Genomic DNA, 11884 nt, shown 5'->3' with positions numbered 1-11884 from the left:
CGGTTACGGCCCCCCTCTGGCCTGCCGGCCATCTCCCCCACAAGGGGGGAGATCACAAGTGGCTGACTCCTTGCCCAGCCCGAGTGCTTACGGGTGAAGGCCCGAATTGGCCGTCTCTTCTTTCGCTGATTTTGTTTAAGGCAAGCCAGTGCGCCCAGCTGATCTCCCCCCTTGTGGGGGAGATGGCCGGCAGGCCAGAGGGGGGTGTGCGCGTGGCAAGCGGCAGCCATCAATCTCCCTCATCCTCATAGCCCACCAGATGCAGCGGCCGGGCCGGAATGCCCTGTAGCTCGCACCACCTCACCAGCGCCTCCTCGCGGCCGTGGGTGACCCATACCTCCTCTGGCGCGATCTCCCTGATCGTGGACAGAAGTTCCGGCCAGTCACAATGATCCGAGACGACCAGCGGCAGCTCGACGCCGCCCTGTTTGGCACGCTGGCGGACCATCATCCAGCCGGAGGCAAAGGCGATCAAAGGTTCGTTGAAACGGCGCGCCCAGCGATCCTGAAACGCGGAGGGTGGCCCCACGACGATGGCGCCGGCAAATTCGGTCGGCTTGCTCTTTTCGATCGTGGCCGGACGGATGTCTCCAAGCTCGATCCCCTGCCCCTGATAATAGTCGCAGAGCCTAGCCAATGCGCCATGAATATAGATCGGGTCGGAATAGCCGTTGTCGCGGATCAGGCGGATGACGCGCTGCGCCTTGCCGAGCGCATAGGCGCCGACGAGATGGCTGCGCTCGGGAAACTGTTTCAGCGAGGTGAACAGCTTTTCGATCTCGACCTTCGGATCCGGGTGATGGAAGACCGGCAGGCCGAAGGTTGCCTCGGTGATGAAGACATCACAGGCGATCGGCTCGAATGGATCGCAGGTCGGGTCGATGCCGCGCTTGTAGTCGCCCGAGACGACGATGCGCATGCCGTCCTTTTCGATGAGTATCTGGGCCGAGCCGAGAACATGGCCGGCCGGCCTGAACATCACCTTGACGCCGTTGACGAAAATCTCCTCTCCCCATCCGGCCGCCTGTTCACTGCCTGCGAAATCCTCGCCGTAACGGATCGCCATGATGTCGAGCGTCTGATGGGTGGCAAGCACATGGCCATGGCCGGAGCGGGCATGATCGGAATGACCATGGGTGATCAGCGCCCGTTCGACGGGGCGGACCGGATCGACGTGGAAATTTCCGATGGGGCAGAACAGCCCGGCGGGGGTCGGATGAAGCAGAGCCTCGGGTTTCATGCCTATCAAGATAGGCGACAACCCGAGACTTTCGAGAGGCGTAGTTTCGAGGACCTCAGGCCGCAGCCTTTTCCTCTTTCGGCTGGCTTGCTGCCTGCATCGTCGGAAGCTGGATCGGCTTGAGGCAGAGGGCAGCGACGAGGCCGATCAGGGCGATCGATGCGGCCACGAGGAAGAGCGGCGAGAAGACATCGTGATAGACGGCCGCGACGGCCTGGCGCGATGCCTCGGGCAGAGTTGCCAGGATCTTTGGCGTCAACGTCTCGATATCGGGCAGGCCGGGGATTTCAACAGGATGGGCCTTCAAACCCGTGCCGATGATCGCACCGAAGAGCGAGATGGCGATCGAGGCGCCGCCCATGCGCATCAGCGCCACGGCGCCGCTTGCCGCGCCGACATCGCCACGTGGCACGGCATTCTGCACACCGATGATCGGCGCCTGCTGGCCGAAGCCGACCGACAGGCCCTGCAGGAACATGATCAATGCCACCATGACCAGAGAAACATCGTGGCCGATCTGCGAGAAGCAGAACAGCATGACGACGCTCATGGCGAGGCCGATGACAGTAAAGGGCTTGTAGCGCCCGGTAATCGAGATAAGCCTGCCGGCCGAGATCGAGCCGGTGACGATGCCGCCTGTCAGTGCGATGAAAAACAGTCCGGCGGCAGAGGGTGAAAGGCCGGTCGTCGTCTGCAGGAAGAGCGCATAATAGTTGACGAGGCCGATGCCGACCGAACCGGCGCAGAGCGAGATGATGAGGTAGAGCGAGAACGTGCTATCGCGGAAAAGCTTGAGCGGCACGATCGGTTCCGGCACCCGGCTTTCGACGAAGACCCAGAGGCAGGCGCAGACGATGCCGCCGGCCAGAAGAGCGAGCGACGCGGGTGCAACAAGCGAGCCGAAAATCTGGCGGCTGTCGGCAAAGGCGACGAGGCAGGTGATCGTCGCGGCCAGAACAGCTGCACCGATATAGTCGATCTTCGGCTGACGCGTCGGGCGGCGATAGGGCAACATCAGGACGAGACCGGTGATGACGATGACGCCGAGCGGCAGGTTGATGAGGAAGATCGAACGCCAGCCGAACAGATCGCTCATCGTGCCGCCGAGAACCGGGCCGAGGCTACCCGACGCCATGATCATCAGGCTGGAATAGCTCTGGTATTTGGCGCGTTCGCGCGGCTCGAAGAGATCGGCATTGATCGAAAAGATCGACACCATGATGCCGCCGCCGCCCAGTCCCTGAAAAACGCGGGCGGCAATCAGGCTGTCCATCGACCAGGCAAAACCGCAGGCAAGCGAACCGAGCGTGAAGATGACGATCGCCGCCAGCATGACGTATTTGCGGCCGAAGAGATCGCCCAGCTTGCCATAGATCGGCATCACCGCGCTGGTGGCGAGCAGAAAGGCGGAACTGACCCAGCCGAAACGTTCCATCTGGCCGAATTCGCCGACGATCGTCGGCAATGCCGTGGAAACGATCTGGTTGTCGAGCGTCGCCATGAAAAGCGCCGCCATCAGGAAGCAGAAAACGATCAATCGCTGGCGGTGGCTGGCAACCAGCGGGACGACGGGGGATGCGGGAGGTGTCATGGCGTATCCAGTGTGATCCGAATTTATGTGCCTTTAGCATATAATTGTCAATCGCACCCAGATGCGGGCGGCAGATAATTCTTGCCCGGATATACAGCTCTGCTATTTTCCTTCGCCATGACAAAGACAGTGACCGAAGAACACTCCTTTCAAGCCGCCGCCGATATTGCCCATATCAGCGAGGTGATGGGTAGGATGCGGCTGCTGATCGGCCGCAGGGTGATCAGCCGGACGCTGGTCGACAATCTTGCTCCAAGCCTCGAAATCTCACACCTGGATGCATTACGGGCAATGAACCGTATCGACGGCGAGGTCACGGTCGGTGCGATCGCCGATGTGATGCGGCTCGATCCTTCACGCGGGAGCCGGCTGGTCGCGGAACTGGTGACACAAGGGCTTTTGCGACGTGATGCATCGCAAGCTGACGGACGCCGGTCGATCGTCGTGCGCACGGAACTCGGCGACCAGCTGATGGCACAGGTCGACGCGACCAAACGACGGCTGCTTGCCTCCATGCTCGATGGCTGGAGTGAAGAGGAACTCAACGTCTTCGCCGGGCTGTTCGACAAGTTCGTCAGCAAGTTCGAGGAAACCTATCCGAACGAGAAGGCCGGCAGCCCGAGTGCTGCGCGTATCCTCACCAGCGCCTGACAATCACCCACAGATAGTCAGCCTGTCGCGGCCGAGTTCCTTGGCTTCGTACATGGCGCGGTCAGCGCTTGCCAGGAGATCCTCTGCAAGCTCGCCGTCCTCGGGATAGAAGGCGACGCCCATGCTGCAGGTCGCGCCGATGCTTTCTCCCTCAACCAAGACAGGTTCGGCAATGAGGGCCCGCAGCTTATCCAGACGCCGCAACACGCCGCTGCGGTCGCCATCCGGATTTGAGAAGACGATGGCGAATTCATCGCCGCCCAGCCTGACGATGAGATCGCTCGCACGGATACAGTGAGCCATGCGATCCGAAAGCGTCTTGAGAACTGCATCACCAGCTGCGTGGCCGTGGGTATCGTTGATCGCCTTGAAATTATCGAGGTCTATATAGGCAACCGTCACCTTGCGGCTTTCGCGCCGCGCCTCGTGCAGGCTGCGATTGAACTGGCTCCAGAAAAGCGTGCGATTGGGCAGGCCGGTGAGCGGATCGTGATGCGCCAGATGACGGATGCGGCGTTCGCTTTCTGAACGTTCGATCGCAATGCCGGCAAGATCGGTGGCGATCGCCATCAACTCCAGTTCAATCGTCGTCGGCTCGCGCCTTGTGGGCGAATAAAGCGCAAATGTGCCAAGCACGCGCGCCTCGGCACCGATGACGGGCGTCGACCAGCAAGAGCGAAAACCGAACAGGGAACCAAGCTCACGATACGGCTCCCAGAGCGGGTCGGCCTCTACGTCCGCGACTGTCACGAGCGTACCGGTCCAGGCCGCCGTACCGCAGGAACCACGACTTGGACCGATTTCGATGCTCTCGATGAGCTGCACATAGGAAGGTGAAAGACCGGGGGCCGCGCCTCCTGAGAACCGCTTGCGGTCCTCGTCAAGCAGCATTACGGCGCCCTTCACATCATGAAGCTGCGCCTCGATAAGCCGGACGATCGCATTCAGCACCACATCCAGCGGCTGACCACGCGCGATCATTTCCAGCAGGCGCGCTTGGCCGTGGCGCAGCTCTTCCTGCCGTTTTCGTTCGCTGATATCGCGCGAGATGCTGACCAGACCGACGATCTGCCCGGCAGAGTTCCTGAGCGCAATTTTCGAGATGGACAGCCAGAACGTCTTGCCGTCATGGCGGACGAGATATTCGTCCTGCTTCTCAACGGCCAAACCACTTTCCATCACCAGCTGCTCCATGGCGAAAAGCCGGTTGGCGGTCTCTCCGATGAAGACATCGAAATCGGTCTTGCCGATCAGGCTGGAGTAATCGCTGATATCGGCCGCACGGCAGGCTGCTTCGTTGGCGAAGACAAACCGGCTGCGGCGGTCCTTGATCGAAATGAAATCGGGCAACTGATCCAGCACCCTCAGCGCCGTCAGCTCCTGCAACGCCTCCGCAAGGTCCAGCGCGCAACCGCTGTCCATAACGGTGCGTCGCAATCGCTCGCACGCATCTTCCAATGCTTCCCTCGGTGTTTCCACCGTCATCTCATATGATAGGGGAATTACCATGTCCGTCTCCAAGCCCCCGAAACGTCCAGAAATTGCATGCCCCACGCAATACACCTTAAAAAGCAATTACTACCCCTTGCTTAATAAAATCGTGCGATGACATGTCTTGTTGAGATGATTGCAAAGTTTTTACCCGGATACGCAAATATTTGTGACGCAGGTCGATCACAGATACTGCAATGGGAAACTATTTATTGACGTGGTGAGGCAAGCTGGATGATTTCGAAACGTCGACTGTTGGCAGGGCTGGTCGCAGCAGCCTCGACTGCTGTTCTTGCACGGTCGGCGGCAGCCCGATCACCGGCCATCTCCAGCGGCGAATTGCGTGGCTCCATCGATGCAAGCGCCCATGGCGTCGCGCCGGGCGGAGGGGAAACGACGCGACGCAATCTCCAGCGGCTGCTCACCGAGGCTGCAGGGCGCAACATGCCTGTCTATCTGCCGCCCGGCGATTATCCGATGTCAGGCATCGATCTGCCCGATGGCACCCGCCTGATCGGGATTGCGGGAGCAACGAGCCTGATCCTTTCCGGCTCCGGCATCTTGTTGCGAGCCGAAAACGCCCGTCACATAGAACTATCAGGCCTGATCATCGATGGCGCGGGACGTGCGATTGCCGGAGACGCGCCAGCGCTTGCGCTGTTTCGCAACGTGGCGGACCTCGTCATCGAAAATTGCGACGTGGCAAATGGGGGCAAGACGGGGCTGCATCTGGAGGCATGCGGCGGCAGAATTACGCGCAACCGGATGACGCGCGCTGCCGAATACGGGCTTTATGCGGTCAATAGCGCCAATCTCACGGTCGTCGACAATATCGTCTCGGACTGCGGTAATGGCGGCATTCTCATTCATCGCTGGGAAAAAGGTCGGGATGGGACGATCGTTTCCGGCAATCGCATCTCGCGCACCGGCGCGGGTAATGGCGGCACCGGCCAGTATGGCAATGCGATCAACCTTTACCGCGCCGATGACGTGATCGTTTCCGGCAACCACATCGCGGATTCGGCCTTTTCCGCGATCCGCGCCAACAGCGCCTCGAACGCGATGATATCGGGCAATCACTGCAGCGCATCCGGCGAGACGGCGATCTACGCCGAATTCTCCTTCGAAGGCGCGATGATCTCGGGCAACTTGGTGGATGGCGCGGCCAACGGCATTTCGGTCGTCAATTTCAACGAGGGGGGACGGCTTGCCACCATCTCCAACAATATCGTGCGCAACCTGCGCCTGGTTGGCCCCTACACGGTCGAGGACCCGATCTTCGGCGTCGGCATCAGCGCCGAGGCGGATACGGCAGTGACGGGCAATGTGGTCGAGAACGCGCCCTATGGCGGCCTGGCATTCGGTTTCGGGCCTTACCTGCGCAATGTCACAGCGACCGGCAATATCGTACGCGACGCCGGGGTGGGCTGCGTCGTGACCGTGGTGGAAGGTGCAGGTGACACTATCATCGCCAACAACATCTTTCAGGGGGCGAGACGGGGCGCGATCATCGGGTACCGGTGGAGAGAAGCCTCGACCGGGGATCTGGCAAAGGGCGGCGCAGAGCGATTTTCGCATCTGACGATCGAGGGCAATCGGGTAAGCTAGAGATCGAGGTCGAACGTTTCGTCATCAGCATCGATATCGCGGCCGCGGTGATAGATACGAAGAATGGTGACCGTCTGTTTTTCGATATCAAACGCTATCGTCGCTTTATATCGATATCCCACCATGCGAATGCCGGGGCGAATATCGTCTCGCCGCATTCCTCGATGCGGGAAGGTAGCAAATCCCGCACAATAATTACGGATCTTGCCTACATATCCGCGCGCCGCAGCAACCCCCATTTCGGATGCCAGATATCGGAAAATTTCATCGAGATCTCTGATTGCCCGAGGCGAGAAAACGACGTCGTAGATCATGACTTCCGTTCTTCTTGAAGGAGTTGTGCCATTGTCGCATTGAGCCGGCGATCCACTTCTTCAATCGAAAGCGCTCGCTCCGGATGAGCTTTCATCTCATCGTATGCGGGTGCAACCTCCTCGACCAGCCACTTCTCGATTGCCGCGTCGCGGGCGATCAGGGTGCGCAGGCCGTCGCGAATGACTTCGCTTTCGGATGCGTATTCACCGGATGCGACCTTGGCCTTGACCATTTCCGCCATCTCGATCGGAAGCGTGATGCTGAGGGACTGGGTGGTACGCATGGAAGCTCCTTGAGGTTATCCGACACGATTTAATCCTATCGAAAACTTTCATGGGCGTCCAACGCAGGATGATCTTCCGTTCGTCACCGAACCTGCTTAGAGCACTTCTAGCGAAAATGAATTTCGCCAGAAGTGCTCTAATCATTTGTTTCACGCAATTCCGAACGCAAAACCGGTTCCCACTTTTGCTGGAATTGCTTTAGCTTCGCGCCAACTCATCAAGGAGATATCGATGCTGAAGATCTACGGGGTTTACCGTTCACGCGCGACGCGGCCACTCTGGCTTATCGAGGAAATCGGCCTGCCATTCGAGCTCGTGCCGATCATCCAGGCCTATCGCTTGGCTGACACGTCTGCCCCCGGCTGCCCGGTGCACACCCGCTCGGACGAGTTTCTTGCCGTCAATCCGATGGGATCGATCCCGTCGATGGACGACGACGGCTTCGTGCTGCATGAGTCACTTGCGATCTCGCTATATCTCGCCCGCAAATATGGCGGCGAACTCGGCCCGAAGAATGTCGAGGAAGAAGCACTGATGGTGCAGTGGTCGCTGTTTGCGGCAACCAGCATCGAGACGGATGCACTGAAAATCCAGTCGACCAAGGGCGACACGCCGGAAGGCATCGCAGCAATCGACGATGCGGCCGATTGCCTTGTCCGTCCTCTGGATGCGCTCGAAAAGCATCTCGAGACAACACATTATCTCGTTGGCGATCGGTTTACCGCCGCGGATATCAATGTCATCGAAATCCTGCGTTATGCACGCGGTTATCACCCGCTGTTCGACAACCGTCCATCGCTCAAGGCATGGTATGAGGCCTGCACCCATCGCCCCGGCTATCAGGCGATGTGGGCAAAGCGGAACGCCGAACCGGCAAATCCATAAGACTATTCAGGCTGCAAGGCCTCAAGCTCCTGCGTCAGCCATCGATGAAAGGCCTTGACCTTCGGTGGCTGGCGAATTCCGGCCGGCGTGACGAAATAATGGCCGAAGCCGGTCGCGGCGCGAACGGAAAAGGGCTCAACCAGCTTGCCCTGCGCCAGTGGATAATCGGCAAGCGTCTGCCAGGCGATCATCACGCCCTCGCCTCTTATCGTTGCGTCGAGGCAGAGCGAGGCCTCATTGAACACGTGACGAACCTGCATCTGCCGTCCCTCGAGACCCACACAACGAAGCCAGACATCCCAGGAAAACATCGCATGCCCGTCGATGATCGTGGGCAGTTCGAGAATGTCCTTCGGCTCGCGCAATTTCGCAGCAAGAGCCGGCGCACAGACGGGAAAAACGAGCTGGGGCAACAGCAGGTCCGCATCGACACCCTGCCATTTGCCGGCTCCTACACGAATGCCGATATCCACGCCATCGGTGATGAAATCCGCCAGGGCCGTGGTCGCATCGATGCGCAGGCGGATCTCGGGATGCAATGCCGTGAACCGGTCGAGCCGATGCACAAGGAAACGGGCTGCGAAGACCGGCGCCACGGAGATCGTCAGCAGCTTGTCATCCCGCGCTCGTCCGACGGCCACTGCTTCCGAAAGGCTGCGGAACCCGTCCGTCAATCGCGCCAGCATAGGCCTTGCCGTATCCAGCGGCATCATGCCTTTCGGCAGGCGTTGAAAGACAGGATGACCAAGCTGCGCTTCCGCCTTGATCACCTGCTGGCTGACGGCGCCGATCGAAACGCCAAGCTCTGCCGCTGCGGCCTGCAACGAGCCCAAACGCGCGACAGCCTCCAGTGCCCGGAGACCGTTCAGATGGACGAGATTCAGATTACTCATATAGAAAACCTATAACGAGTGCCTGATAATGTCGATTGTGGTGACGCCGAACGAAGCACATATTCAACCTGCAAATGAAACCACCATTTGCGAGGTGAATAATGAACCCCCTCAAGATTTTCTTGAACACGGTACTACAAACGATGTCGGCACGCTCGACGGTCGGGGCCTTCCGACCAGACGCTCTCGACCATCCTGACATTCGGGCGATGGATCTGCTGCAGCTCGCAGACCTGCCCATGCCCTATCTTCGGATGCCGGCACCGATGGTAGCCGATGCCGAAGCTCAGCCGGAAAGCATGCCACTCGCGCGCTGCGCATAAAGCGTTCACCGCAATTTGGGATGCAAACCGGTTGCTGCTTCTGCTTCAGGCTGCCTTTTCTTCCGCCAGTGCCTTCTGCACGGCGGGACGCTCCAGCATCATGCGGTAATGCGCGTGTACGCGCGGAAAATCCGCGATCTCCACCCGGTCGCTCTTCAGCCATCCGGACATCAGGAAGAGATAGGGATCGGCGGTAGAATAGTGATCTCCGAGCACATAGGGGCCTTCGAGCATGCCGTCCTCGATAATGCGAAAACACTCGCTCATCACCTGCGGCAGCTTGTTCTTCATGTCCTCGAATGAGGTTTCCTGATCGGCCCAGCGATAACCGCGCCGGCCATGTGCATGCGCAACATGCACGGTGGACGCCATGTAGGCGTTGAAGGCCTGCATCTTGGCAAAGAGGAAGGGATCGGCAAGCGGCGCAAGCCTCGCTTCCGGTGCCGCCTGGGCGATATAGCCGAGAATGGCAACAGTTTCCGTCACCACGCCCTTATCCGTGACAAGCGCCGGGACACGACCCTTGGGATTTATCGCCAGATAGGCTTCAGACCGCTGCTCGCCCTCCGCGAAGTTCAGCTTCTTCACCTGATAAGGCAGGCCGGATTCGGCGAGCGCAATGTGACTGGCAAGCGCACAACTGCCGGGCGAAAAATAGAACGTGTTCATCAACATCCTCCTGATCTGCAACAGTCATAACATGACAGGAGACGCAGACCAGTGCAGAGCGATGCCGATACGCTTCTATCAGGCGAACATGGCGTCGGTTACGCGGACATCACCGACAGGCATGCCGTTCCAGTTCTTCATCTGGCGGTTGGCCATGGCCATCAGCTTCGTCTGGGTTTCGCCACCCTTTTCGAAATAGCGGGAAATCAGCGCAAAGATCATCGCTTCGGCGGCGCGGGTCGTGCCGTCTTCGCATTTGACAGCCATGGCGAGGCCCTGGTCGGGAAGTGCTGCAACAAAAACGCCTTCGGCACCGGTCTTGGCAAAGATCTTGCCCGGAGCCACTTCCATCAGCTTCGTGCAGGCGCGATCAGTGCCGGCGACGTAAAAAGGCTCGGCCATGCAGGCATCGATCAGGCGTCGTGACGCCTTGGCACGCGATGCGGCAAGCCCTTCGCCGGTCAGCATTTTCGCGAAACCATGGGCCAGTCCCTTGAGCGGCACGGCATAGGTCGGGATGGAGCAGCCATCCGTGCCGCAATTGTCGGTGCCTAGCACTGCGCCCGTCAGGCTCTCCATGACATCGCGGATTTCGCGCTGCAGCGGGTGATCGTAACCGACATAATTTTCGACCGGCGCGCCGGAATGAACACAGGTGCAGACGAAACCGGAATGCTTGCCCGAGCAGTTGTTATGCAGCGCCGTCGGCTTATCGATGGTTCGCGCCTGATGGATCAGGGTTGCCTGATCGGAAGACCAGTGCGCGCCGCATTCGAGTGAAGAGACAGCGCGCCCGGCCTTCGCCAGCATGGATGCCGCCATTTCGACATGACGATCCTCGCCGGAGTGAGAGGCACAGGCAAAGGCGAGTTCGGCATTGCCGAAGCCATAGGCGTCCGCAGCACCGCTCTCGATCAAGGGCAGCGCCTGCATGGCCTTGCAGGAGGAACGCGGGAAGACGCCGGCCTCGGCATCGCCGAAGGAAAACACCGTCTTTCCGCTTCCATCGACAACCACACCCAATCCTCTGTGACGGCTTTCGACGGAAGAACCGCGGGTCACTTCAACGGTAACGGGATTTTGCATGGTCTGTCCTGATTTTGCTGGCTTCTATGGCAACAAGAGATTGGTGGCAGGCTCTTATCCTGTTCGCGGAAGACTTGCACGGGAAATGCTTATGAAATCGGTAAAACGTCTGCTGATCATCATCTTCATCGTCTACCTGCTGCCGACCTTCGCGTCTGCGGGGCTTTGGGCAATGAAGGATCATCCATCCGGGTGGAGTGCGGCGCGCTGGACCTCTGCGGGCATCCTGCCCAAGCCTGAGGATAACAAGGATGCGGCGATCTACATCTTCTCCGCCATGACGGGTGGGCTTAAAGGTTCTGTCGCCAGCCACGCCTGGATCGTCACCAAGGAAAAAGGCGCATCGGCCTATACCCGTTACGACAAGGTGGGCTGGGGATCGCCGATCCGGCGCAACCACCGGGCGCCCGACGCCTACTGGTATTCGAACGAACCGCAGCTGGTCGCCACGGTCACGGGATCGAAGGCCGAGTTACTGATCCCGAAGATAGAAGGCGCGATCGCGGCCTATCCTTATGCAGAACCCGGCGGCTACACGATTTGGCCCGGGCCGAATTCCAATACGTTCGTCGCCTATGTGCTGCGCACCGTGCCGGAAATCGGCGCCGTGCTGCCGCCGCATGCGGTGGGGCGCGACTATCTGCCGAATGGTGAATTCGTTCATCTGGACGAAGACCGGCGCGACCTTCATGTAACGCTGCGTGGACTTGCCGGTTTCTCGGTCGGCCAGCGCAGCGGTCTGGAAGTGCATTTTCTCGGACTTGTCGCGGGCTTCGATCTTGCCCGACCCGGCCTCAAGATACCGGCATTCGGGCGGATAGGCATCTGATCCGGCGAGTAATCCCACA

The 11884-nt window shown here is 59.6% G+C and carries 13 protein-coding genes; 5 read left to right on the top strand and 8 right to left on the bottom strand.

What is annotated here, in order from left to right:
* Positions 1–229 precede the first annotated feature (229 nt).
* Together JZX87_RS05430 and JZX87_RS05425 are read right to left on the bottom strand one after the other, a co-directional pair.
* Positions 230–1240 (bottom strand): ligase-associated DNA damage response exonuclease, encoded by a 1011-nt coding sequence (locus JZX87_RS05430; RefSeq protein WP_206824354.1) that lies wholly within the window; start codon positions 1238–1240, stop codon positions 230–232.
* A 55-nt stretch (positions 1241–1295) separates the two neighbouring features.
* Positions 1296–2831, bottom strand: a complete 1536-nt coding sequence (locus tag JZX87_RS05425; RefSeq protein WP_206824352.1) for an MDR family MFS transporter — start codon at positions 2829–2831, stop codon at positions 1296–1298.
* A gap of 129 nt (positions 2832–2960) precedes the next feature.
* Here JZX87_RS05425 and JZX87_RS05420 point away from each other — a divergent pair, with 129 nt between their 5' ends.
* Positions 2961–3482 (top strand): MarR family winged helix-turn-helix transcriptional regulator, encoded by a 522-nt coding sequence (locus tag JZX87_RS05420; RefSeq protein ID WP_353654163.1) that lies wholly within the window; start codon positions 2961–2963, stop codon positions 3480–3482.
* A gap of 3 nt (positions 3483–3485) precedes the next feature.
* Here JZX87_RS05420 and JZX87_RS05415 read toward each other — a convergent pair whose 3' ends face one another.
* Positions 3486–4991: a diguanylate cyclase domain-containing protein gene (locus JZX87_RS05415; protein WP_206824349.1), complete on the bottom strand. Its 1506-nt coding sequence runs from the start codon at positions 4989–4991 to the stop codon at positions 3486–3488.
* Positions 4992–5207: 216 nt separating this feature from the next.
* On the opposite strand from JZX87_RS05415, the gene JZX87_RS05410 reads away from it, so the two are divergent.
* Positions 5208–6581, top strand: coding sequence for a TIGR03808 family TAT-translocated repetitive protein (locus JZX87_RS05410; protein WP_206824347.1), 1374 nt, complete (start codon positions 5208–5210; stop codon positions 6579–6581).
* Here the strand turns inward: JZX87_RS05410 and JZX87_RS05405 are convergent.
* Positions 6578–6895 carry a type II toxin-antitoxin system RelE/ParE family toxin gene (locus JZX87_RS05405; protein WP_206824346.1) on the bottom strand — a complete coding sequence of 106 codons (318 nt, stop codon included), beginning with the start codon at positions 6893–6895 and terminating at the stop codon, positions 6578–6580. The two genes, JZX87_RS05410 and JZX87_RS05405, sit on opposite strands and share 4 nt — an antisense overlap.
* Complete coding sequence (locus JZX87_RS05400; protein WP_206824345.1) at positions 6892–7179, bottom strand: ribbon-helix-helix domain-containing protein; 288 nt, start codon at positions 7177–7179, stop codon at positions 6892–6894. Before JZX87_RS05400 ends, JZX87_RS05405 begins: the two co-directional genes overlap by 4 nt.
* A gap of 232 nt (positions 7180–7411) precedes the next feature.
* On the opposite strand from JZX87_RS05400, the gene JZX87_RS05395 reads away from it, so the two are divergent.
* Positions 7412–8065: a glutathione S-transferase family protein gene (locus JZX87_RS05395; RefSeq protein ID WP_206824340.1), complete on the top strand. Its 654-nt coding sequence runs from the start codon at positions 7412–7414 to the stop codon at positions 8063–8065.
* A gap of 2 nt (positions 8066–8067) precedes the next feature.
* Here the strand turns inward: JZX87_RS05395 and JZX87_RS05390 are convergent, their stop codons facing one another.
* Positions 8068–8958, bottom strand: coding sequence for a LysR substrate-binding domain-containing protein (locus tag JZX87_RS05390; RefSeq protein ID WP_206824339.1), 891 nt, complete (start codon positions 8956–8958; stop codon positions 8068–8070).
* 101 nt (positions 8959–9059) lie between these two features.
* On the opposite strand from JZX87_RS05390, the gene JZX87_RS05385 reads away from it, so the two are divergent.
* The gene (locus tag JZX87_RS05385) at positions 9060–9281 is read left to right on the top strand and encodes a hypothetical protein (RefSeq protein ID WP_206824338.1); all 222 of its coding nucleotides are present in this window, start codon (positions 9060–9062) and stop codon (positions 9279–9281) included.
* 45 nt (positions 9282–9326) lie between these two features.
* On the opposite strand, the gene JZX87_RS05380 is transcribed toward JZX87_RS05385, so the two are convergent.
* Together JZX87_RS05380 and JZX87_RS05375 are read right to left on the bottom strand one after the other, a co-directional pair.
* Complete coding sequence (locus tag JZX87_RS05380) at positions 9327–9950, bottom strand: glutathione S-transferase family protein (RefSeq protein WP_206824337.1); 624 nt, start codon at positions 9948–9950, stop codon at positions 9327–9329.
* Between the two features lie 78 nt (positions 9951–10028).
* Positions 10029–11036, bottom strand: coding sequence for an asparaginase (locus tag JZX87_RS05375; protein WP_206824336.1), 1008 nt, complete (start codon positions 11034–11036; stop codon positions 10029–10031).
* 91 nt (positions 11037–11127) lie between these two features.
* On the opposite strand from JZX87_RS05375, the gene JZX87_RS05370 reads away from it, so the two are divergent.
* Positions 11128–11865 carry a DUF3750 domain-containing protein gene (locus JZX87_RS05370; protein WP_206824335.1) on the top strand — a complete coding sequence of 246 codons (738 nt, stop codon included), beginning with the start codon at positions 11128–11130 and terminating at the stop codon, positions 11863–11865.
* Positions 11866–11884 lie beyond the last annotated feature (19 nt).

It is taken from the genome of Agrobacterium sp. Ap1, assembly GCF_017313375.1.
Classification (GTDB): Bacteria; Pseudomonadota; Alphaproteobacteria; order Rhizobiales; family Rhizobiaceae; genus Neorhizobium; species Neorhizobium cellulosilyticum.
Note: the sequence above shows the minus strand (reverse complement) of the source record. Positions and strands in the feature narration are given on the sequence as shown.